Consider the following 24,414-nt stretch of genomic DNA (forward strand, 5'->3'; position numbering starts at 1 on the left):
AAATAATTTTATTGATAACCGTTTATTTCAACATCGTCTAACGTTCGCTTCACAAGCCCCTGCAAAACCTTGCCGGGCCCTACCTCAACAAAAGTGTCAGCCCCATTCTGATGCATATTTTGGAGCGTTTGTGTCCACCGCACGGGATTCAACAATTGATTTAAAACGTTCGATCGAATTTCTTCGGGATCTGTTGTTGGCTCTGCCGTATAGTTGCTATAAATTGGACATTCTGGTGTAATAATTTTCAATGACTCCAAACTCTCTTTCAATCCATCATAAGCCGATTGCATCAGCGAAGAGTGGAAAGCTCCACTTACGGGAAGTTTCTTAGCCAATCGGCAGCCTTCCTCTTTTAGTAGTGCTACTGCTTTATCGATCGCTTCTTCATCCCCGGAAATTACCAGCTGACCGGGACAGTTATAATTTGCGGCGATTACCTCTTTGTCAACTTCTTCGGTGGCCTGTTCGCAAATACGCTCAACAACTTCATCATCCATCCCGATAACTGCAGCCATAGTACCGGGATTATCTTCTCCAGCCTGTTGCATCAGCTTACCGCGTCGACGTACAATTTTGAGAGCGTCTTCAAATGCTATGGCTCCACAGGCAACAAGTGCAGAAAATTCACCCAGACTGTGTCCCGCTACCATATCAGGATCGGCATCCAGAGTATTATATAACGCTATAGAGTGCAGAAAAATAGCTGGCTGGGTAAATTCTGTTTGTTTGAGTTTCTCTTCGGGACCCTCAAACATGATCTGTTTGAGGTCAAAACCGAGAATATCATTAGCTCTGTTTACATAGGAAGCAAACTCATCATTATCATCATAATGAGATTTCCCCATTCCTACAGATTGTGATCCCTGTCCGGGAAAAAGATACGCTGTACTCATAAACTTATTTCCAGCCCCATTTCAAATAGATTGATCCCCATGTATAGCCTCCACCGAAAGCGGCCAAGATCAAATTATCTCCGTGTTCCAATTTGTCTTTCCAATCATACAAACAAAGCGGTATGGTTGCGGCCGTTGTATTTCCATATTTATCAATATTTACCATTACTTTGTCGCTATCCAATCCCATACGATTGGCAGTCGCATTAATAATGCGCAAGTTCGCCTGATGCGGAACCAGCCATGCCACATCATCGGGCGTAAGATCATTCTCTTCCATAATTTCTTCAGAAACATCTGCCATTCCAACGGTCGCTTTCTTAAACACGGTACGCCCGTCTTGCTTTGCAAAATGCAAGCGGTCAGCAACAGTCTGCTCACTGGCAGGATTTAAACTACCGCCCGCCGGCTGATATAAGGATAAATTCGTATCCCCTTCAGAACGGTGAATATAATCAATAATTCCTGTTTCATCTTCTGAAGGTTCAAGCAGAACGGCCCCCGCTCCATCACCAAATAAAATACAGGTTGACCGATCAGTGTAATCAATGATTGAGCTCATTTTATCAGCCCCAATTACCAAGACCTTTTCAGCTCGACCTGATTCAATAAAATTTGCTCCCGTTGTGAGTGCATACAAGAAGCCAGAGCAAGCGGCAGACAAATCAAAAGCGTAGGCATTGCTGGCACCAATCTCTTTCTGAACCAAACAAGCTGTGGCCGGGAAAAGATAATCCGGCGTTACAGTTGCTAAAATAATAGTATCAATCTCTTCGGCAGAAATACCTCGCTGCTCAAGTGCTTCTTTGGCTGCCTCAGCCCCCATAAAGGCTGTAGCCTTATCATCATCCTTGAGAATACGCCGTTCCTCAATACCGGTCCGGGTTCGTATCCATTCGTCGTTAGTCTCTACCATTTCTTCGAGATCGGCATTAGTCAACCGATTTTCAGGCAGATAATGCCCTACTGCTGTTATTGCTGCTCGTGTTCTTTCCGCCATGTATGGGGTTATTTACTTAAGAGATGCTACAATTTTTTCGTTGATATTGTGGTCCACACACTTTGCGGCACTCAATATCATGTTCTTAATTGCTAATGGAGAACTACTTCCATGTCCTACCATGGTTAATCCATCAACGCCTAAGAATGGAACACCACCAACTTTATCGGGATCAAACTCTGCAAGTGATGCTTTCAATACTTTACTAACTAATTTTGCCTCCTCGGCTCCAAGGCCTAAATCATTAATTCCTTTTTTAACAAACCGTTCAAGAGCCTCAGGAATTGATTCACCAAATTTGAGAACAATATTTCCGATTAAACCATCACATAGAAATACATCTGCCTTTCCGCTGAATATATCACCGCCTTCTACATTTCCAACAAAATTGGACAGCGCCTGCAATTCCTTATAAGCTTTTTTAAGATTGTCTGTACCCTTCTCCTCTTCTTCACCTACATTAAGCAAACCTACTTGAGGATCATCTACATCCATAATCTCATTTACAAATATCCGGCCCATCTCGGCAAATTCAACAAACATTGATGGACGGACTTCCAGATTTGCTCCGGCATCCATCACCAATCGGGGACCCTTAATTGTGGGGTATATTGCTGCAATTGTAGGTCTACTAACTCCTTCCAGCTTCCCTAACAGAAAAGTGGAGGCAGCAAGCAATGCTCCTGTGTTACCGGCACTTAGAAATGCATCACACTTCCCTTTTTTGTGCATTCCAATACCCGTAACAATCGAAGATTTTTGCTTGGTTTTTACAGCCTGAGCAGGAGATTCATCCATACCAATAACTTCCGGCGCATGTTGAACTAACAATCGTTCCTGATCGTAGTCATGCTCTTCCAATTCATTATTTACAATATCTTCCGGTCCAACAAGAATAACCGTCAGATTGGGATCCTCATCAATAGCCTGTATTGATCCTTCTACCGGGCTTTTTGGATAGTAGTCGCCCCCTGCAGCATCTACAGCAATAATCATGAATAAGAGATTATGATAAAATTACTTGTTCACATCGATAATTTGTCGGCCGCGATAGAAACCGCACTCCTTACAGATATGATGGTAACGATGTAATGCACCGCAATTATCGCATTCAGCGAGGGTTGGTTCGCCGATTTTATGATGTGAGCGACGTTTACCCTGTCGGGATTTAGAATGTTGTCGTTTTGGATGTGCCATTAGCTAAAAATGATATTTCTATTAATTCTTAAGTTCTTTCAATTTTTCCCACCGGGGATCTACTACCTCGGCATCTGTATCTTCTTTAACATCTCCAAAAGATTTTGTTTCAAACTCTTTTGGTCGCCCTTCTTCATCAAGAAACTTTGGATGTAGTTTCTTAATCGGGACATTTAAAAATATTGTATCACGGACTTCATCTTCAATGCTCAGCGTATTACTGGAGAAATTAAATCTCCGAATAGCACCGTTTTCATCTTCTTTTTCTTCCTGAACATCGACCTTGAATACTACTTCATAGTCTGATTCAATAGGCTGGATGTATGGTTTGAGCGATCGATCGCATACAATTTCCACATCCGAATCCACATGAAAATTTACCCGGATAAAATGTAACGTACGGTAAAAAAGAAGATCAACCGTCCCGCCCTGAAACGTATAGGGCGATAGGTCCAAATCCTCATCGGTTAACTCTACCGTGCGCCGACTTTCGCCGTCGGGTATTTCAACTATGTTAAATTCAAGTTTTGACATATTATCAATAGATCCCAAAAATATGAATATTTGGATTTACCTGCAATCAATTAAACAACCCAAATAATCGCTGTTCAACGAGTTCAATAATACGTCCCAAATCTTCCTTATTATTTACGAAATCAAGGTCATCAGTATCAATAATCAGCTTCTCATGCGGATAACGCTGAATCCAATCTTCATATAACCTATTTAAACGCTCGAGGTATTCAATGCGGATCGTGTTTTCATAATCCCGGCCCCGCTGCTGAATTTGCTGGACGAGGGTAGGAACCTGCGCGCGAATATAGATAAGTAAATTAGGTTCCTGAAGGTAATTTGTCATCTCTCTGAAGAGTGCTTCATAGTTCTCGAAATCGCGATCACTCATCAACCCCATTTCGTGCAAGTTCTTGGCGAAAATCTCAACATCTTCGTATATCGTGCGATCCTGTACAAATCGACCTTTACGCTCCAGCATTTCTTTTTGGTGACGAAACCGGCTCGATAAAAAGTATATCTGCAAGTTAAAACTCCATCGGCGCATATCTTCATAAAAATCGGATAGGTATGGATTATCATCTACCGATTCGTAAAAAGGTTCCCACCCAAAATGCTTTGCCAGCAACCCCGTCAAAGAAGATTTACCTGCACCGATATTACCTGCAATAGAAATAAATTTAAGGTTATCTTCTTCTGCTTCATCAAGTTGTTCTGTAATATTATCCGTCATACTCTAATGTTTGCCCAATAGTTGATACATTTCTCTTTTGTAATCTTCAACGCCCGGCTGGTTAAAGGGATTAACCCCTAAACAATAACAATACACAGCCGTCAACAGCTCGTAAAAATAGATAAATTCACCAATATGTTGTGCATTCAATTTATCGAGAGAAACAACAATACTCGGAACATCTCCATCTGTGTGTGCCTGCAACGTTCCCCTGAATGCTTGTGTGTTTATCTCATGAAATGTTTTCCCCGATAAATAATTAAGTCCATCGTTATTTTCTGGCAGCTCTTCTATCGTAATGCTTTTTTCTTCGGATTTTACCGTAATAAACGTTTCCATCATATTACGAGTCCCCTGCTGAATAAACTGACCAATGCTGTGCAGATCAGTCGAATAGGTTGCTGTGGCGGGAAACATCCCTTTCCCCTGCTTGCCCTCGCTTTCGCCCAACAGCTGTTGCAGCCATCCCCCCAGTGCTTCTAATTGAGGCTCAAAAGTAGTAAGTACATCTAAGGTTTTGCCATCATCGAACAGGGCGTACTTTGTTGCCGCATAATCAATAATTTGTTCAGCATCTTCTTCCAACTCCTCATATTTTGAAACGGCCTCATAAAAGAGCGTCCTAATATCGATCCCTGCCACTGCAATAGGAAAGAGTCCCACAGGCGTCAACACCGAAAAACGGCCGCCCACATCATCAGGAATGATAAATTTTTTGTACCCGTGTTGATCAATCAGCTCATTGAGTGCTCCTCCCTCTTTACTTGTGGTACAAATAATCCGATCGTCAACATCTTCAGGAAACTGCTCGGTCATCCACTTTCGAAGCACGCGAAAAGAAAGAGCAGTTTCGAGCGTGGTTCCAGATTTTGAGATCACATTTACGAAAACACTTTTAGGCTCCCCCTCCTTGTTGGGTTTGTCCAGATAACCAATCAAATCTTTTAAATATTTGCCGCTCATATGATGGCCGGCAAAAATAATCTCCGGACCGTCGTTTCCAAAGAACGAACCCAAGGCCTCAATAACAGCTCGCGCACCCAAATAAGATCCCCCAATTCCACATACGATAAAGACATCAGCCTGTTCGCGAATATTCGTCGCCAAGCTATCTATCTGTTCGAGAATAGCATCATTGGGATCAGCAAGCAGATCTCTCCATCCCAACCATTCAGTTCCTTCGCCATTACGCTGCTGAACTAATTCAAAAGCTTTTTCAGCCTGCTTATAAGCCTGACTAAATCTATCTTCAGACAAAAACTGTTTTGCCCGACTGGTGTTAATCTCAATCATTATATACGATTTTTATAGGTATCTTAAGTCCACTTTAATTGATCGGGTAAACTAAAAAAATTGATGGAGTATAAAACCTGATTTGTTACTAAAATTCAAATATTATTCTAATACTACACTTTTCACAGGCTACATAAACTTAGCTATTATTTAAAACATCTTTTCCCTAAAATTGAATGTGGAGAAGCTCATCCCAGACAGCTATATTAGGCCTTATTCACTACAAGTTTTTGGATGGTTAAAATATATATCTATCGAACAATTTTAAGCCTTCTACTTAGGTAAAATGATTGATACTGAACTTAAAGAAGTCACAAAATTTAAGAGAACGGATAAAAAAACGCTGAAACAGATTACAAATCCTGTTTCAGACAGCTTGTCTGAGTTTCGCAGTTTTTATAAAGATGAGCTCCGTACCGATGTATTTCTTCTTGATAAGATTGTTCAGTATCTATTGCGACAAAAAGGGAAAGAAATTCGTCCCACCCTCGTATTTATGTCAGCCCGACTTTTTGGGGATGTAAACGAACGCAGCTACGTAGCTGCCACCATGATTGAGCTGCTTCATACCGCTACCCTCATCCACGATGATGTTGTTGATGATGCGGAAGTTCGGCGCGGCTTTCTAAGCATCAACAAAGTGTGGAAAAATAAAGCCAGCGTTCTTTTAGGGGATTATCTGCTCTCAAAAGGATTACTAACAGCTTTGGATTATGAGGAGTTCAAGCTGCTAAAAGTACTTTCTGATGCCGTTAAAAAGATGAGTGAAGGGGAATTACGACAATTTAAAGCAGCTCGTCTTTTTAACATGGATGAGGAGTATTATTTTAAAGTAATCTCTGAAAAAACAGCCAGCCTTATTGCCGCCTGTTGTGAATGTGGCGCCGTTTCTACTTCCGACGATCCAGCCATTCATCAAAAAATGCACGATATTGGAATGAATACCGGTATCGCTTTTCAAATACGGGACGACCTGTTTGATTACGGCGTCGATGATATCGGCAAACCCAAACGTAACGATATTCAAGAGCGCAAGGTAACGCTTCCATTTATTAAAGCTCTCGATAATGCCTCGTTTTTTGAGACGATTCGTATGCGTCACCTAATGCGAAAACGCAAAAAAAGCAATGATGAAATTGAGGAAATTGTGCAGTTTGTTCACGATAAAGGGGGAATAAAGTACGCCCGTTCCATCATGAATGAGTATGCTCAGCGAGCACTTGATGAACTTTCCACGTTACCAGAATCAGCCGAAAGGACATCGTTTGAAGAACTTATCACCTTTATTATTGAGCGAAAGAGATAATCGCTTGAATTGACAATGGATACCCCCCCACTGCAACCGCCCCTCTTATTTATTTCGGATGCCCACTTGGGCGGCTTTTCTAATACTAAAAACGCTCGTATTGAATCTGAGCTTATCCAGCTGATCAACTATTGTCAGCGAAATGATATTCGCTTGGCTGTGTTAGGAGACCTTTTTGATTACTGGATGGAATATCCTGGTTTTGTACCCAAACTCGGTAAAAAATTGCTCGACCGCTTTGAGGACTTCAATAATGAGTTGGGGCCTACACTTTATATTACGGGGAACCATGATAACTGGACACGAAATCATTTAAGAGGTCGTGGATTTCATCTCATCCACGAGCAGTACCAATTTAATGCCAATGATAAACAGGTATTAACGCTGCACGGCGATGGACTTGCCAATCCCCAATATCAATTAAAACGGCCCTTAATGCACCGAATTTTACGAAGTCAATTATTTGTAAAGCTATTTCAAACGGTGTTTCCGCCTCAAACGGGGAATTCTATTATGAAATACTTTTCGCGCATTACCCGCAAAATGGATTGGGATAACCGAAAACAAGAACAGCTGAATAACTGGGCAAAGCAGCAACTCAAAATTTCTGACGTGGAAGTCATTTTATCCGGACATGATCATATTCCCAGACAGAAACAATTTCCCTTCGGAAGCTATATAAATTTGGGTACCTTTTATAACCATCACACGATGGCCTATTACAATAATGACGGTATTTCCCTCGTTTGTTGGGAGCCAGAGTTACAGACGTTAAAAAAATTTGAAACCAGCAGTTATTAATGAGCAATTCAGATTACGACAATGACATGGATCGTTATTTCAACGATCCCAATTATCGGCGAAAAAAGGCACAATCAAAAAACGACGATAACAACAATAGTTCATCGTCTGAAAATAATGGAATCTCTAAAAAGTTACTTCGCTGGGCCGGAGTAGCAGCCGGTATTATCGTATTAGTAGCTACCGGCTTTACTATTTACCTGGCCCAAGGACTCCCTTCTATTGATCAACTTGAAAACCCCCAAACGGCCGTTGCTTCAGAATTAAAAAGCCGTGACGGCGTAGTCTTGGATCGCTACTATACCGAAAATCGTACGCACGTTCCCATTGAGAAAATATCTCCCCATGTAGTTGATGCCCTCATTGCCACCGAAGATCATCGGTTTTACAATCACTGGGGAATCGACATGATCCGAACCCTGGCTATACCTTGGCACTTAATAAATGGCCGTATCCAAGGAGGATCCACTCTTACACAACAGTTGGCCCGGAACCTCTATAAGAAAATCGGTCGTGAGTTTTCTGTTGTTCGTAAACTGCGGGAAATGATTACTGCAGTTCAAATTGAACACAATTATACCAAGCGCGAAATTATTGAGATGTATCTCAACACTGTGGAATTCCCCAACAGTGCTTTCGGTATAGAGTCTGCGGCTCAAACACACTATGGTAAAACAGCAGGTGATTTAACAATTTCTGAAGCTGCCACTTTAATAGGATCGCTGCAAATGGTATATCTGTATAATCCGCGCCTCTATCCTGATAACGCCAAAGGGCGACGTAATACAGTCCTCTTCCAGCTTAACAAAAGAGGATTTATCAGTGATGCGGTTTATGACAAGCTCCGGCAAGAACCCATAGTGCTTGATTATCATCGTCCATCAGAATCAGGACAAGAGAATCGTTATTTCGGTCAATATGTGCGTCAACAGGTGGATCCTTGGCTAAAAGAAAACGGCTATGATCTAAACACAGACGGATTAACAATTTATACGACCATTGATTCGCGACTACAACGTTACGCTGAGCAGGCGCTCCGTACCAAGTTGGATTCGCTCCAGACCATTTACGAAAACGAATGGACTTCACCCGGCGGGGAATACATGGATGAGTTTTGGCAAAAGCACCCCAACTTTTTACGTGAATTTATCCGGGATACAGATCGCTATAAAAATGCTTTTTCAAAGTATGATACCGACCAAGAGTCTGTGGTTTTTGATACCCTGATGGCTGATACTGCTTTTGTTGACTCCGTTAAACATGCCAAAGCGCGTCTCGAAGCCGGATTTGTAGGTATCAATCCTGATAACGGAAATGTTTTAGCTTGGGTGGGCGGATCCAATTACGGTAATGTCCAATACGACCACGTTTACCAATCTCGAAGACAAGCAGGTTCTACGTTTAAGCCTTTTGTTTACACGGTAGCAATCGATAATGGCTACAAACCTTATCACAAATTCTCTAAATATCCCAGTGTATTTTATGATCGATCGGGAGATGCATGGAAACCTAAAGATCCTCAAGTTCCTTCAGGCCCCGAAATGGTGCCCCTTCGTCAAGCACTGGCCCGTAGTTTAAATAATGTAACGATTCGACTTTTACCTGAGCTGGCCGGAGCCCCGGGGACCAATAACCTGGAAGAACTGGAGCCTGCTGCCCGTAAAATTAAGCAGATGGCTTCTAATCTCGGTATTGATATGTCCGGAACTCCCGCCTATCCTTCTATCGCGCTCGGAACGGCAGAAGTTTCCCTACTTGAAATGGTGAGCGCCTATACCACTTATGCCAATCAGGGTGTTCATATTGAGCCTATTGCCGTTACCCGTGTTGAAGACAAAGAAGGAAATGTCATCAAAGAATATCACCCCGAATATCAGCAAGAGGTTATTAGCCCCGAAACTGCGTATATGATGGTGGATATGATGCGAGGCGTCATTCGTGGCGGTGAAGATTATTACGGGACCGGTGTTCGTTTGCGCAATGTCTACGGTGTTCGCCAAGATGTTGCTGGCAAAACCGGAACTACACAAAATAGTGCTGACAACTGGTTTATAGCCATGATGCCTCATATCACGATGGGCGCTTGGGTAGGAGGAGAAAACCGTATGATTCGCTTTCCCGAAGATACTTACATTGGTCAGGGTGCACGTTCTGCCCTCCCTATTGTTGGAAAGTTCATTAATTCAGCCACAGCAGATCCCGATGCCCCTTGGAGCTACGAACCCTTTCAATCTCCTCCCGGCTTTGTGATGCCGCAAGATCCCGATAGTGCCGAAAGTAATGAAACAGGTACCGGACGCATCGGTTGGTAATATTTTGGATCTTATTTTCTGAAAGAGTAGTCTCATTATATGGCAATCAACATCTCGGATTATTTTTCCGAACAGGAAATCTCTGATCTCACTGAAGAAGCTAACCGTTCTGATAATTTAGAAAAGCTGACATCATCGGCATTAGATATCCTCAACGAAAAGAAACTCCCGGATCTTTTTGTTCCCCGGCAATCCGGCGGATTGCAGTATGATTTACCTGAAGCACTACCCTGGCTTGAGGCCACATCCTGGATAGATGGGAGCCTGGGCTGGACACTCACTCTTACCGCCGGTGCCGGCCTTTTTGGTGCATTCATGGTACCAGAATTTGCTCGCTCTATTTTTAGTAAAAAGAATACATTAATTGCCGGTTCGGGATTCCCGGGGGGCAAAGCAGAAAAGATAAGCTCCGGTTTTCAAATTAACGGGAAATGGAAATATGCTTCCGGCATTGATCATGCTACCCTAATTACTGCAACCTGCTATGTGACAATAGATGGAGAAATACCCCAGAAAGAAGGGCTTCCCATTACCAAGGCTATTGCATGTTATCCCAATGAAATTGAGATAACCAATACATGGAACAGTTTTGGACTCAAAGCAACAGGAAGTCATGATTTTGAGATACAGGATGTTCAAATCCCCAATGAACGAACATTTACAATCTCACCGGCTTCCGCTAAAGTAGACGGACTGCTCTACCACTATCCATTTAAAGCATTTGCTCACTGTACGCTGGCAATTTCAATGCTTGGCGTAGCAAGGCGTTTTTTCGATGAAGCCAAACAGATATTGCTGTCCAAAAATGATGTAACCGATCTTGACAGACTTCCGACATATTTACGGTCAAAGTTTAAAGACTCACATCTAAAATTTAATACAGCAAAAGAAGTCGTTTATAAAACCGTAGCACAGTCATGGAGGGAGTTACAAAGCTCTGGAGACCTCAGGGTTGATCATGTCAATAAGGTATCTGTTCAATCTCAGCAATCATGCAAAACAGCTCTCAATTGTGTCCAAGACCTTTATCCACTTTTAGGTATGTCCGTTATCAATCCTGATTCCATCATAAATAGATGTTGGCGTGATTTACACACCGCCAGTCAACATATATTTCTAAGGTCAAATAATGATGGACACTAAAAAATAGAAAAGGCGACCTCCAAACAGAGATCGCCTTTAAGAAATTATCAAAATAGTAAGAACTACTGGGTACTTATCCCTATATCAACCGATAGTTTGATCCGGTTTTCTGCACGCTTGAGTGCTTTTCTGGCCCGATCTTTATCGATCTCTTTGTCATCAGATTCAAGACGCTCTACTGCACGCTCTTTTGCTTGTTTTGCTCGCTCAACATCGATTTCCTCAACCGGTTCAGCAGCTTCGGCAAGCAACGTCAGCTTGTTATCCACTACTTCAACAAAGCCGCCCGTTACAGCGAAATGCTGCTCGCCACCGGTAGCTTTGCGAACCAGTATTTCTCCGATTTCAAGTGAAGAAATAATATTGGCGTGAAGCGCCTTAACTTCAAAACTCCCCATTTCTCCGGGGACCTGCACTCCAGTCACTTCACCATCAAAGATAGAACCTTCTGGAGTTAATATTTGAGCACTAAAGGTGTTCATTGGTTATATACCCTATTATTATTCTGCGGCTTCAGCTTCTTCCTCGGCCAACAATTCTTCGCCTTTTTCTTCTGCTTCTTCAATGGTACCAACCATGTAGAAAGCTTTCTCTGGTAAGTGATCAAGCTCACCGTCCAGAATCTTCTTGAAACCTTTAACAGTGTCATCAATATTGACATAGGTACCGGGCTGACCCGTAAACTGTTCAGCAACAAAGAATGGCTGACTTAAGAATCGCTGAATACGTCGAGCTCGTGACACAACTGTTTTATCTTCATCTGAAAGTTCATCCATTCCCAGGATGGCAATAATATCCTGAAGATCTTTATACTTCTGGAGAATCTCGATTACTCGCTGTGCCGTCTGGTAATGTTCTTTACCAACAATATGCGGATCAAGAATTCGGGAAGAAGAGTCCAGCGGATCTACAGCCGGATAAATACCGATCTGTGTAAGTGCACGACTCAAGGTCGTTGTAGAATCCAAGTGAGCAAAAGTCGTCGCCGGCGCAGGGTCTGTCAAGTCATCAGCTGGAACATACACCGCCTGAACAGACGTAATAGATCCCTTCTTAGTGGAAGTAATACGCTCTTGCAGGTCACCCATTTCGGTAGCCAATGTTGGCTGGTAACCTACCGCAGAAGGCATACGTCCTAACAGCGCTGATACCTCAGAACCAGCCTGGGTAAAGCGGAAAATATTGTCAATAAAGAGCAGGATATCCCGAGAAACTTCCTCACGGAAATATTCGGCCAGTGTCAATCCGGAAAGTGCTACACGAACACGAGCTCCCGGCGGCTCATTCATTTGACCAAAGGTAAAGGCAGCTTTTGAGTCTTTCAAAGCCTCTTTATCTACTTTACTAAGATCCCACTTTCCATTTTCAAAGGACTCTTTAAACTCTTCGCCGTAATCAATAATGCCGGCTTCAAGCATCTCACGGATAAGGTCATTACCCTCACGAGTACGCTCACCTACACCGGCAAAAACCGAAAGACCACCGTGACCTTTCGCAATATTGTTAATCAATTCCTGAATAAGAACCGTTTTTCCTACACCGGCACCACCAAAAAGTCCGGTTTTACCTCCTTTCGCATAAGGGCAGAGCAAGTCAATAACCTTGATCCCGGTTTCAAGCATTTCGGTAGAAGTTGCCAGATCTTCAAAATCAGGCGCCGATCGGTGGATAGGATATTTTCGATCTCCTTTGGGAGGCTCAATTCCATCAATAGGTTCCCCTACCACGTTAAATACGCGTCCAAGAATGTCTTCACCTACCGGCATCGAGATCGGAGCTCCAGTATTAACAACTTCCATCTCCCGAACCAGTCCATCGGTAGAGTCCATCGCAATCGTACGAACACGATTTTCTCCGAGATGCTGAGCAACTTCCAGATAGAGTTTAGAATTGTCTTCTCTTTCGATATAAAGTGCATTTAGTACCGGTGGAATGTCGCCTTCATCGAAATCAACATCCACAACCGGCCCAATCACTTGTGCAACGGTTCCTTTATTCATTATTTATTTAGTTCTAATGAGTTAACTTTTGATAATTTCTTTTTGGGGAGAAATGTAAATTTCCTACCACATAAGAAGCGGCAAAAGTTAGGACTTTTTACGAGCAAATGAAAGTCGAATCAGCCCTTTATTACATCCTAATTACTTACACAGAATATTTCTTCCGTACTAAGTGGTGTAATTCCCTTTTAGGACTTCCATCTTAATCCCTAATTAAAATTAAACCCTACTCTGTATACTTAAGCTCTCACCTCATCCACAGTACCATCATTTTAATAAACATTAAATATTTTTAATGCTTTGTGGATTTCTTACCTTGCATAACTGAATATCAACAGCCAATAAATCGGGAAGTTTTGAATCGTAAGGATCAACATAACACTCCCTCTCTGTGGAATCCGCTGACATTTGACATCCTTCTTTCACGTTATTCATTAACAGATGTACGCGTTTGGGGGGTGTTATCGATATGGATTCTCGCCATTGCCGGCTCCTTATATGCTACTATAGTCCTACTGCCCAGTGAATGGATGTCATTATCTTCCAACCGTGTTGATATCATTAAGTTTTTTCTTTTTAATCCCGCACTCATTTTAGGACTTCTGTTATTTTTCTGGTTCGGTTTTGAGTGGGGATTTATACCCATCTTTTTATGTTCTTTTATTATTGCCTTTCATTCAAGTATGCCTTGGGGCTGGGCCCTTGTTTTTGCAATTGCTTTTGTATTAGGCGTGGCTATCTGTGCAATGGCGTATCAGGGATTTAATATCGCTTATGATCTAAGAAGTTTTAAAAGTATTGCATTCTTTATTTCTATCATGTTTATCGCTTCTATAGGGAGTTCTCTTGGATCTTTTATCTGGAGTTTTACGCACCAACTTTCCGCTTCTGAAACTTTGATGATCTGGAAGAGCTGGTGGAGCGGTTCATTTATTCAGGCTGTGGTAATAACAGGTCCCTTGTTATGGTTATTCACTCCTATGATCGAACGCTTAAAAAGTCGATTATTTGAACTTCCCGACCGGCGTCGCTTATCCTTAAAATGGGTATCCGGAGCGGTAGCATCAATCACGAGCGCACTTGCCCTATTTATATTCTCTGGTAAATACTTAGGTAAGCTAAGAGTTCAAGAGGTGATGGCTGAAGAAAAAACAGCAACTGTTATTGATGTGGTTAATGCGCTGGAATCCTTTGAAATTATTTCATGGATATCTATCGGAATTATTATAATAGCCGGATATGGTGGCTTTAAGCTTATCGGGGGCTGGAATAAACAGCTAACATCAGAAGTGGAAAGCCGAACACGTCAGCTAAATGAAAGTCAAAAAAAGCTGCAGGTTTCATTAGATGAAAAGAAAGTACTCCTCAAAGAAATTCATCACCGCGTTAAAAACAACATGGCCCTGGTAAGTGCTTTGCTGGAATTACAGGAACAAACCTCCTCACATGATAGAGAAAATGGAACCTTCAGAACCGCGCGGTCACGCATAAAATCGATGGCACTGGCTCATGAGGCTCTTTATCAAAATGAGTCGTTATCTAATATCAGTATGAAAGAATACGTCAAACGTATTGGCGACCTAACCCATCGATCATTTGTCGACAAAAATGCTGAGATTGACCTTAGATTTAATCTGGAAGATGCCCGCCTTGATATGTCAAAGTCTATTCCTCTTGGACTGGTAATCAATGAAATTCTTATCAATGCCCATAAACATGCTTTTGATGGCAGGTCTGATGGTTTTATTGAACTTGGGAGTACGGTAAAAAATGATAAAATAAATATTTACATCCGTGATAATGGAGTGGGGTTCCCTCAGGATTCAGAAAATCTAAAAACTAAATCGCTGGGAATGACCCTCATAAAAAAGTTTGCCAAACAGCTTAAAGCAGAACTATCTATTGAAAGTGAGCCAGACGAGGGGACAACGTTTACTTTAGTATTTCAGAATTAAGCCTTCTTTTACAAAATTTGTTATCTACTCGAGTAGTATAATCGGGGTAAACTTATTATCCCAAATGACTGCAGCAATATCTTTCAAGCAGTTATTGGTACCCTTAAATGATGGGAGTTTGCTACAGAGAAGAAAAAAACATCATGATACATATTTAAAAGCTCCAGTATCCTGTCCGATATAACTATTTGAGGATAGTACCAGCCTAAAAGACATTGCACCAAGGTGCCCATATTGTGTTTCACTCCATATGCTAATTAGCCCCACCTTGAGTAGTAAAAGAGAGCACTAAAAGTGGTTCAAAATTCTTAAAATTCGTGCAATTCATTTAAAAATACTCCATACTCACATTTGTTTTGTTTAATCTATATTTCTTTAGATAATAGTTAACTAAAAATTGTAGCATATCTACTTATGCCCTAACAACCATTAAAAGATGTAATGACTATGGCCTTATGGAACAACTTGATAAAAAAGTTGGTTCTTTAAAGAGACATAAAGCTTTTATTCTGTAGTAGATTACACAATTATTTATCCATTAAAACTTAAGTAACCCAATTATGAAAAAGCCAACATCGGTTAAATCATTATCTTACTCCTTTTTTGGGGTGCTAATATTTTTAGGATTAATTTTCACTTCTGCATCTCACGTTACAGCTCAGGATCTGGATGTTCCCTACGTACCTACGCCCGATAACGTGGTTGAACGTATGCTCGATCTAACTGATGTAGAATCCAGTGATTATGTCATTGATTTAGGATCCGGAGACGGACGTATCGTGATTGCGGCCGCCAAACGTGGCGCCAATGGCCACGGCATTGACCTTGATCCTGAACGTATTGCCGAAGCTCGCGAAAATGCCAGCAGCGAAGGTGTTGATGACCAAATAATGTTTATGGAGGGAGATATATTTAAAACCGATTTTAGTAAAGCCTCTGTTATTACGATGTATTTATTGCCCTCAGTAAACAAAAAGTTGCGGCCCGAACTCATAAATAAGCTGGAACCCGGCACACAAGTCGTTTCGCACAGTTTTGATATGGGAAGCTGGAAAGCTGATAAAGAGGTCGTTGTAAATAATGACGGGAGAAGCCACGACATCTATTACTGGGTAATACCGGCACAGACAGAAGGTACATGGTCGTGGGATTTTAATGGCACCAATTTTAATATGACGATTAAACAGCGTTTTCAGGAAATCTCCGCAAAACTTACCGATAACAGTGACACCTTTTTTGATATCCACAAAGCCGAGTTAAAAGGCAAGCGAATAACTGTGCGAGCATCAAATGGTGATCAAAATTATATATTTAGCGGACGCGTTGAAGGAGATAAGATAAACGGGATGATGCAGCATCATAACGGCCAGGAAAAGAATTTTTATCAATGGTCGGCAACAAAAAAATAATTTCTTTTATTCCGGCTTATCCTAACAAAAGTTTTGGCCCCGCTGCATGAACACATCCGATTCGGGTTCACCGCTAAAAGTTTTTACCAATCTTAGCGCTATAGCTGTCATAGTTGGCATTGTGGTGGGCATCGGCATATTTCGCCTACCTTCCATAGTAGCCCAAAATGCTGCAACCGAACTTCATTATATCGGTTTTTGGCTGGCCGGTGGCCTCATATCCATTATTGGCGCACTGTGCTACGCTGAAATTGCATCAAAGAAGCCCGACGCCGGAGGGGAATACTATTTTCTTACTGAGGCCTATGGTTCAGCCATAGGCTTTTTGTTTTCCTGGGGACGCATGACCGTCATTCAAACAGGATCTATTGCCTTAGCTGCTTTTATACTTGGGGATTATGCATCCACTATTTACGACCTGGGAACATATAGCTCATCTATTTATGCTGGCATCACTGTTATCGGGTTAACCGGACTGAATATCTGGGGCACCCATCCCGCAAAAAATGCCCAAAATGGGATGACCACTCTTATTGTGGGTATTTTGCTAATCTGCGGACTTGCCGGCGTTATTACCGGCGGTGAAGTTACGCCCCAAACCGGCTCCTCAGTCAACAGCTCGGCAGGTACTGCTATGATATTTGTTCTACTTACCTATGGCGGATGGAATGAAGGAGTTTACCTTTCCGCAGAATTAAAAGGGGTTCGTAAAAATATGTCCAAGGTACTACTCATTGGATTGACTGTAATTACCGTTCTATATGTACTTATAAATAGTGCCTACCTCCAGGTATTGGGACTCGAACAGCTCCGCACATCCGAAACAATAGGTGTAGATCTTACCAACAGTATTTTTGGGACCGAGGGAGCTTTTATCATGGCTACCATCGTCATCATTTCTGCACTATCAACCGCCAATGCAACCATTATTACCGGTGCAAGAACCAACTATGCACTGGGACGCGACTTTAGTGCATTGGGATGGATTGGCAAATGGAATCCCCATTATAACTCCCCCATTAATGCTTTGCTGGTCCAAGGAGGCATAAGTCTCGGACTGGTTTTTATAGGAGCGTTTACCAAAGAGGCTGTTTCCACGATGGTTGATTACACCGCCCCGGTTTTCTGGTTTTTCATCCTTCTCACCACCATTACGCTTTTCCTTTTTAGAAATAGAGAAGAATCTTCCGGTGATACATTCAAAGTCCCGTTCTATCCACTTACCCCCATTCTGTTTATCATATGTGCCTCATACCTTTTGTATTCAAGCGTGATGTTTACCGGATGGGGAGCGACGGTTGGTATAGCTATATTGGCAGTAGGACTTCCGGTTTACTATTGGGCACAAAATAAGCCGCAGTAGAAGATCTCGGAAACCGAACCAATATAATCTATTCTCTATTAGCAACTCCCATGCTAAAATCGTATTTTTGGCAACCTGAGAACCACGTATTTTATTCGCTCAGAATAATAAAAAGTAAACATAATAGTTGTCACACTTTGTGGATGTGGTTTGCTGGATTTTTATCACCGGAAAGTTTAACACTAAACAGATATTGCATTGGATACCGAAGCAACAGCTCGTTCTATCAGCGTAGAAATACTAATAGATTTTGAAGATAACGGAGTTCTTGATTATTCCCGTGCCAATAAGCTTGAGAGCCGCGACCGTGCTGAAGTTCGCGAGTATGTGCAAAATATTTTAAGACGTCGCTCCTACCTTGATTTTCTTATCGACCAGTTTTCGAACGTGAAGATTGATGAGATGAAATCGAGTCTGAAAAATATTCTCCGTCTCGGCGTATATGACATGGTATTTATGGACAGTACTCCTGATTATGCCGCTATTAACGAGTCCGTGGAGATAGCAAAATACAGTCTCGGCTCGCGCACCGGTGATCTTACCAATGCAATACTGCGCAACCTACAGCGGGATATTGATAATCTTCCCAAACCTAATTTCGAAGATCGTACTAAGTTGGTTGCTACAACCTTTTCGCACCCCGAATGGCTGGTAAAACGATGGACCAACCGTTTCGGAGAGCGAGAAGCTTTTAAGTTAATGCAGGCCAACAACAAACGGCCCAGCTACTATATCCGCGCCAACAACCTACGCACAAAAACAGAAAATTTTAAGCTGCGGATGACCAAGCACGGTATCGATTTTGAAGAAAGCGATTGGCTACCGGGCTATTTCAAAGTTGACAGCGTTGCACCCTTTATTTCGAAAGGGTGGCTGGATAAAGGTTTTTGCCAGGTTCAGGATATTGCAGCAGGATTTGCTCCTTACCTTTTGGATCCGGATCCAAGTGAATCAATTTACGATCTTTGTGCAGCGCCCGGTACCAAAAGCGTTTTAATGTCTGACTTAATGAATGGCGAAGGCGATATTTTAGCCGTTGATATTTCTTCTGAACGACTAGATAAACTGGCCGAAAGCGCCCTCTCCTATCACGCCGAAAATATTCGGGTCCGCCGGGCTGATGCGACAGAAGTAGAGCTCGATGAAACAGATGCCGTTCTGCTGGATGCGCCCTGCACGGGAACCGGAGTACTCAGTAAGCGAGCTGACCTACGCTGGCGACGCGATCAAGAATCACTTGATAATGCAGTACAATTGCAGTCTGAACTGCTCGATTCTGCCGCAGAGATGGTTAAAAAAGGTGGACGTTTGGTATACAGTACCTGCTCACTCGAAGAGGAGGAAAATATGGAACAAGTGATGAACTTCCTCGACCGCCACGAAAACTTTGAGATGCAATCGGTTGAAGGATACGTGCCGGACGAAGTTATTGCCCATGGCGGATTGGCTTATCAAACTTTTCCACACAAGCACGGCTGCGACGGACACTTTGGGGTGTTGCTGAAGCGGACCAGCTAATTAAAGTACTGTGTTATTCTGAACTTGCTGTGTCCCGATCACTCGGGGTTTCAGAATCTATAATTCAACCTGATTTATATAGCTTCCGTAGTTCTGCTGCGGAAGCTTTTTATCTGGTCACAATGCTCTGCGTTGTGACCTAAAAGGCAGAGCATCAAGACGAAATTAGCATCTACTGTGAAATTTTTAGTTTCAAAGTAAGATGTATGTTCCATTTGTAAAATATGGATCCAAAGTCGGTTTTGGAAGTGCCCACAAACCGTTCAATCTGCACCTCTCCTTTCAACGGTCCCACTATTTTTGTTCCTGCTTTCAAACGTAAAAAGGTGCTGGTATCCACAATATTAGAAAGAGTCACGAGGTTAGCATTAATACCTGAAAAAGACCGTTGGAAACGAAGGAGCAGGTAATGTTTCCTATCATTGAGTGATAGTGCACTCCATTTGATGTTATTTGTTACCACCCCTTTCCCAAACCGGTCACTCTTTGATGAATTTAAATACTCCAGATGTGTTATCAGATCATTCCAATCACTATAGGATAACCCTAAGCCGTTATAGTAATACTCCCCGATGATATTATAACCACTCTGAGTGGTAAAGCTAAAACCGGCCAATAGTTTGGGAATAGGATGCTCACTTTGTACCCGATCATAGGGGTAGGATTGATATACTGTGTCTGACTCACCGGATACGATAGAATGATGTAGCTGCTTTTTATACCCGTGTTGCAGGGCTCCCTCAAAATGAAGCACCAAGTCATCTTGTAAGGTATAAGCCATACTCAACCCTGCAGCATTATGCTCCTTATTGTTGTATTTCAATAGAAACGAAAGATCTAAATTCTCAAAAAAACGATAATACCGAAAGACTAACTCTGTAGCAGTATACTCAAGCTGCTTCAAGTCTACCTTCACTTCCGGGGTGTATACCAGGTCAATATTGCTTTCCGGAAAAAAATAGCCAATATGAACAAACGGTTTGCCAGTATATTCATTTAGCCGATCATCAGGATTCGTAGGGTCGCGTTTAAAATTTACAAAAGCAGCCGGATTCCGAAAGTATCCACTTCCCCAGTAAAACATCTTTTTACCAAAACCGATATTGAGTTTGTAATCAATCAAAAAATACTTGTAAAGCTGCCGCATGTAGATCTCAGGATTTTCAAACTCAAAACCACTTCCATATTCAACCACATTTATATCGGCTACAAGGTTGTTGGATTTATAGTAGGCATTAAGATTCGCAAATTGCGTATTACTCGGTAGATCAAATACATAATTATTCCTGTTAAAGGGAGTTTGCTTATTCAAATCCCTAAGCTGCAGATCACTGTATAAGGTAACTTCCACGTTATCTATTAATGGTTGGAGATGGTTTTGGCCTTGTACCAGAGAAATTCCGGATCCCCCAATCCATAAGAGTACCAGTAATACTTTTATGGTCAACCAAGAAAGGGATGAAATAACCTTCATTTTATCAGTCGGCTGATATAATTTTTATTGAAATAAATATCAGGCACCTGCTCACTGGTCATCTTATTATAGTATATCAGTGAATATTGATCTTTACGCAATGCACTCTCTATACGAGTTTTATACAATACCCCATCCTTGTATTTCTCGTAATAAGCACTTTTCAGCCTTTTTCCAGAAATTAGATAGAAATCCGCTTTTACCGGCTGAAAATTTTCTTTGGCAACCCAATAAACAATTTTAGGATATGTTTGATTAGCCTCTCCCTTTAACTTCAGTTGCAACACATAACACTCTCTGCCCTCGGCAGCCTCTGTTCTTAACAGTTCGGGAGTATAGTCGCCTGAAAAATTGATTCTCGTTATATCAGCATTCGACACCTGTCCCATCATCCGTTGCAAAGGACTAATGCGTAAAGGTTTACGCGTATTAGGATAATAAACCCACATATTATTTTTCACAGATAATATAAGCCGCTGTACCTTATCGTCATTGTACGATTTGATAAGAGTCTTATCATCTCCTTTAGCAAACACTTCAAAGTTTTCACTGTTACTAAGTTGATTATCTTTATAGACTTCAATCGTAACATCAATTTTCATAGATCCGGAAACAGTACGGGTTTTATCAGCCTTTTTAAGAATTGTCGCTGGGTCCACCAATGTTGACTCCACCGATACCAGGGTAGAAATAGGGATAAACAAAAGCATACAAACCGAAAACAACATGGAGTTGTTACTCTTACCCATTATAATACTATTGTTGGATTGATTATTCATGACCTAGTGCCTCTACGATATTTAATTTTGACGCCCGGTACGCCGGTAACAGGGTTGCTACTACACACACTACAATAGTTAATAAGGTGACGATCAAAATCGTAGAATGCAGAGGGGTTATCGTCAATGGATAGGCCGTAGTACGCCCTGGCGGCGGGGGCATCGTTAAATTCATTTCATTGATGGTAAAAATAACAGTATAGCTTAGTACCGTTCCGATAACTGACGAAAGCACCCCAATAAGAAATCCCTCATAAATATAGTTAAGCCAAACACGCAGCCTCGATGTTCCTATAGACAAAATTGTTGCAATCTCTTTTGTACGTTCAAACACTGACATTGTCATTGTGTTTGAGCTGGCCAAAACCACAATAAATACAATAATAATCCCAAGCACTCCGAATCCTCTTTCATACAAAGCTACAACACTGTTGTAATAGGGAGTTAGTTCGGACCATGACAAAAAAGATACAGAAGCATGTTTTTTCTCGAATTTATCCAGTGTTTGGGGGGTTTGTGATGTCTCATCAAGAACAACAACAAGGTTGGATATTTTATCAGTATCCAACAATAGCTGGGCTGTGGATATATCTACCATCACCTGCCGATTATCATACTCGGGAATTCCGGTACTAAATATTCCGGATAGCTTTATATCGATTGCATTATACATACCACCAGGTGTAGCAGAAAGTAAGGTCAGGTAATCACCAATTTCGGCCTGCAGATCTTGGGCTAGGCCCTTTCCAACAGCCCCCTGCAACTCCCCTTCTTCATTTTTTATCAGGCCGGGAAAAGTTCCTTTCTCCATCTCAACAAAAAATGTCGAAAGCTTGCTTTCTTTCTTTGGCTCTACTCCTTTGCCTAAGAAAACCTTGGTTTGTTCACCATTTGAAACTAATCCCTGGAACTCAATCCGTTTCATCACAAAACGAACCTCTTTATCAGAGCTAATATCATTTTTTAAGTTTTCATAATCTTGCAAACCATATTCAAGCAAATGCTGCTCATCTTTTTCCGTATATTCTTTGTTAAATATCTGGATATGTCCTGTACCCCCGCGAATAAAGGATTCCCGCAGACCAACAAATACGTAATCCATATAACCGGCCGTCACAATAATTGACATAAAGCCAATACTAACTGTCAAAACAGTTAAGACCGTACGTTGCGTGTTTCGAAATACATTTTTAATTGATAATCGAAAAAATTTAAACATGTTCTTTGGTCCTTATTTTCCCATCTCTAATCATTATGCTTCGTCCAACATACTCTTTCACTAAAGGATCATGAGTAGCAATAAGAAAGGTGGTATTTTCAACCTCATTCAGACCCGTAAGCAGCTCCAAAATCCGCCGCGAGGTCTTAACGTCCAAGTTTGCCGTTGGCTCATCTGCAATTACAAGCTTGGGCTTGTTCACCAAAGCCCTGCCAATTGCCACCCGCTGTCTTTGTCCGCCGGATAACTGTCTTGGCTTATGACCTTTAACGTCAGTAAGTCCTACCTGATCAATAATATTTTCCACCAACTGCTTTCTTTCTTCTTCAGATTTAGCCGTTAATAACAAAGGATATTCAATATTTTCATAGGTATTGAGAACGGGTACCAAATTGTAGGACTGAAAAACAAAACCAATTTTATTTAGACGAAACTGACCGAGTTTCTTGGACTGACTGTAATTAATCTGCTTTTGTTCATAGAATACTTTCCCCGAGGATGGAGCGTCGATGCAGGCGATAATATTCAACAATGTGGTTTTGCCACTTCCGGAGGCACCATAGAGAGCAACGAACTCTCCTTGCTCAATAGATAGTGAAAGTCCACGCAAAGCAGATACTTCCACATCCCCGAGCCGGTAGGTTTTAAAGAGGTTTTTAATAGTGATTAGCTGCATAATAATGGTATTGTAGACCTATTATTCTTGTGATAAGTTTTTCAACTTTGCCTTTGCTTTCTGCTTAAATGGATTTTCTTTAGATACGTTTAAAGCCAGAGTTTTTTTGTACATCTCTTTGGCTTTTTCTTGGTTACCACTTTGTTGAAGCGCAAAACCAGAAGAATAGAGTATCTCTGCTTGCAACGGTTTATTTAGGTGTGGCCAAACCCTTCCATCACGAAGAAAAGCTAAATCCTCAATAGCATATCCTAATCGGTTAAAAAAGATAGGTAATTCCAAATTATTAAATGCTCTTACCATTCGCACACGAACATTTTGGGGAGCGAGCTCAACAGCTTTGTCCATTAAATCACATCCTTTCTCCACATGATCAAGCTTTTTCCAGGGCGCATAAGCATGTTTCCCTTTAACGGTTGTCAAACTTCCCAAATAGGCATACGCCAAAGCATGATTATCATCAACTTCCAAAATTTTCCGGAAATGCGTTTCTGCTTTGTCAATATATTTTTCTTTGCCATACGTTATTGCTAAATCATAATACGTTTTTCCCAGCTCAAATCTTTTTTCAATATCTCTAGAGTTCTTTTCCATAGCCTGTGATATTGAATCAGCTTTGGCTATAGCTCGTTTCTCGTTTGATGTGGGTCTTGCAGACTGTGCACTACAGGCTTTTATAAAAAACAGCCCTGAAATAAGAAATAAGAGTACTAAGCGGTAAGTTAATTTTTTATACATAATATAATCTTTTGAGTTTATATTGTGCCTTGTCTAAGCTTTCGCAAGGCACATATATTATTGGTTTAGATAACTTTGACTACGTCATC

The 24,414-nt window shown here is 41.5% G+C and carries 22 protein-coding genes; 8 read left to right on the top strand and 14 right to left on the bottom strand.

The window, feature by feature from the left end; genetic code table 11:
* Positions 1–8: 8 nt before the first annotated feature.
* From fabD to CK503_RS14385, 7 genes are read right to left on the bottom strand one after another with little or no spacing between them, the layout of a single operon-like run.
* Complete coding sequence (gene fabD / locus CK503_RS14355) at positions 9–896, bottom strand: ACP S-malonyltransferase (RefSeq protein ID WP_095607524.1); 888 nt, start codon at positions 894–896, stop codon at positions 9–11.
* Positions 897–900: 4 nt separating this feature from the next.
* Complete coding sequence (locus CK503_RS14360; RefSeq protein WP_095607525.1) at positions 901–1,896, bottom strand: beta-ketoacyl-ACP synthase III; 996 nt, start codon at positions 1,894–1,896, stop codon at positions 901–903.
* Between the two features lie 12 nt (positions 1,897–1,908).
* Positions 1,909–2,892, bottom strand: coding sequence for a phosphate acyltransferase PlsX (plsX, locus tag CK503_RS14365; RefSeq protein WP_095607526.1), 984 nt, complete (start codon positions 2,890–2,892; stop codon positions 1,909–1,911).
* 21 nt (positions 2,893–2,913) lie between these two features.
* Positions 2,914–3,093 carry a 50S ribosomal protein L32 gene (gene rpmF, locus CK503_RS14370; RefSeq protein WP_095607527.1) on the bottom strand — a complete coding sequence of 60 codons (180 nt, stop codon included), beginning with the start codon at positions 3,091–3,093 and terminating at the stop codon, positions 2,914–2,916.
* A 21-nt stretch (positions 3,094–3,114) separates the two neighbouring features.
* Positions 3,115–3,627, bottom strand: coding sequence for a YceD family protein (locus CK503_RS14375; RefSeq protein ID WP_095607607.1), 513 nt, complete (start codon positions 3,625–3,627; stop codon positions 3,115–3,117).
* Between the two features lie 46 nt (positions 3,628–3,673).
* A complete protein-coding gene (locus CK503_RS14380; RefSeq protein ID WP_095607528.1) occupies positions 3,674–4,339 on the bottom strand; it encodes a deoxynucleoside kinase in 666 nt (221 codons plus the stop codon).
* Positions 4,340–4,342: 3 nt separating this feature from the next.
* Positions 4,343–5,632 (bottom strand): glucose-6-phosphate isomerase, encoded by a 1,290-nt coding sequence (locus CK503_RS14385; protein ID WP_095607529.1) that lies wholly within the window; start codon positions 5,630–5,632, stop codon positions 4,343–4,345.
* Between the two features lie 286 nt (positions 5,633–5,918).
* Here CK503_RS14385 and CK503_RS14390 point away from each other — a divergent pair, with 286 nt between their 5' ends.
* Genes CK503_RS14390 through CK503_RS14405 form a run of 4 tightly spaced genes read left to right on the top strand, consistent with a single transcriptional unit; the run spans position 5,919 to position 11,194 of the window.
* The gene (locus CK503_RS14390; protein ID WP_095607530.1) at positions 5,919–6,938 is read left to right on the top strand and encodes a polyprenyl synthetase family protein; all 1,020 of its coding nucleotides are present in this window, start codon (positions 5,919–5,921) and stop codon (positions 6,936–6,938) included.
* 15 nt (positions 6,939–6,953) lie between these two features.
* Positions 6,954–7,739, top strand: coding sequence for a UDP-2,3-diacylglucosamine diphosphatase (locus CK503_RS14395; protein ID WP_095607531.1), 786 nt, complete (start codon positions 6,954–6,956; stop codon positions 7,737–7,739).
* Positions 7,739–10,051 carry a penicillin-binding protein 1A gene (locus CK503_RS14400; protein WP_095607532.1) on the top strand — a complete coding sequence of 771 codons (2,313 nt, stop codon included), beginning with the start codon at positions 7,739–7,741 and terminating at the stop codon, positions 10,049–10,051. The genes CK503_RS14395 and CK503_RS14400 overlap by 1 nt, the downstream gene beginning before the upstream one ends.
* Before the next feature lie 39 nt (positions 10,052–10,090).
* On the top strand, positions 10,091–11,194 hold the full coding sequence (locus tag CK503_RS14405; RefSeq protein ID WP_095607533.1) for an acyl-CoA dehydrogenase family protein: 1,104 nt from the start codon (positions 10,091–10,093) through the stop codon (positions 11,192–11,194).
* A gap of 62 nt (positions 11,195–11,256) precedes the next feature.
* Here the strand turns inward: CK503_RS14405 and atpC are convergent, their stop codons facing one another.
* Entirely contained in the window at positions 11,257–11,676 is a 420-nt protein-coding gene (atpC, locus tag CK503_RS14410; protein WP_095607534.1) for an ATP synthase F1 subunit epsilon, read from the bottom strand.
* 18 nt (positions 11,677–11,694) lie between these two features.
* Positions 11,695–13,194, bottom strand: a complete 1,500-nt coding sequence (gene atpD / locus CK503_RS14415) for a F0F1 ATP synthase subunit beta (protein ID WP_217988425.1) — start codon at positions 13,192–13,194, stop codon at positions 11,695–11,697.
* Positions 13,195–13,550: 356 nt separating this feature from the next.
* Here atpD and CK503_RS14420 point away from each other — a divergent pair, with 356 nt between their 5' ends.
* From CK503_RS14420 to rsmB, 4 genes are all read left to right on the top strand, one after another.
* A complete protein-coding gene (locus CK503_RS14420) occupies positions 13,551–15,149 on the top strand; it encodes a histidine kinase dimerization/phosphoacceptor domain -containing protein (protein ID WP_095607536.1) in 1,599 nt (532 codons plus the stop codon).
* Positions 15,150–15,709: 560 nt separating this feature from the next.
* Positions 15,710–16,558: a class I SAM-dependent methyltransferase gene (locus CK503_RS14425; protein ID WP_095607537.1), complete on the top strand. Its 849-nt coding sequence runs from the start codon at positions 15,710–15,712 to the stop codon at positions 16,556–16,558.
* Between the two features lie 46 nt (positions 16,559–16,604).
* Positions 16,605–17,921 carry an APC family permease gene (locus tag CK503_RS14430; protein ID WP_095607538.1) on the top strand — a complete coding sequence of 439 codons (1,317 nt, stop codon included), beginning with the start codon at positions 16,605–16,607 and terminating at the stop codon, positions 17,919–17,921.
* A 198-nt stretch (positions 17,922–18,119) separates the two neighbouring features.
* Positions 18,120–19,439: a 16S rRNA (cytosine(967)-C(5))-methyltransferase RsmB gene (rsmB, locus tag CK503_RS14435; protein ID WP_095607539.1), complete on the top strand. Its 1,320-nt coding sequence runs from the start codon at positions 18,120–18,122 to the stop codon at positions 19,437–19,439.
* 172 nt (positions 19,440–19,611) lie between these two features.
* Here the strand turns inward: rsmB and CK503_RS14440 are convergent, their stop codons facing one another.
* From CK503_RS14440 to CK503_RS14460, 5 genes are read right to left on the bottom strand one after another with little or no spacing between them, the layout of a single operon-like run.
* Entirely contained in the window at positions 19,612–20,913 is a 1,302-nt protein-coding gene (locus tag CK503_RS14440; RefSeq protein WP_095607540.1) for a hypothetical protein, read from the bottom strand.
* A complete protein-coding gene (locus tag CK503_RS14445) occupies positions 20,910–21,662 on the bottom strand; it encodes an outer membrane lipoprotein-sorting protein (protein WP_176466324.1) in 753 nt (250 codons plus the stop codon). The genes CK503_RS14440 and CK503_RS14445 overlap by 4 nt, the downstream gene beginning before the upstream one ends.
* 22 nt (positions 21,663–21,684) lie before the next feature.
* A complete protein-coding gene (locus CK503_RS14450; RefSeq protein WP_095607542.1) occupies positions 21,685–22,911 on the bottom strand; it encodes an ABC transporter permease in 1,227 nt (408 codons plus the stop codon).
* Entirely contained in the window at positions 22,904–23,587 is a 684-nt protein-coding gene (locus tag CK503_RS14455) for an ABC transporter ATP-binding protein (protein ID WP_095607543.1), read from the bottom strand. Before CK503_RS14455 ends, CK503_RS14450 begins: the two co-directional genes overlap by 8 nt.
* 21 nt (positions 23,588–23,608) lie before the next feature.
* Positions 23,609–24,325, bottom strand: a complete 717-nt coding sequence (locus CK503_RS14460) for a tetratricopeptide repeat protein (protein WP_095607544.1) — start codon at positions 24,323–24,325, stop codon at positions 23,609–23,611.
* Positions 24,326–24,414 lie beyond the last annotated feature (89 nt).

Source organism: Fodinibius salipaludis (assembly GCF_002287075.1).
In the GTDB taxonomy this organism is placed as follows: Bacteria; Bacteroidota; Rhodothermia; order Balneolales; family Balneolaceae; genus Fodinibius; species Fodinibius salipaludis.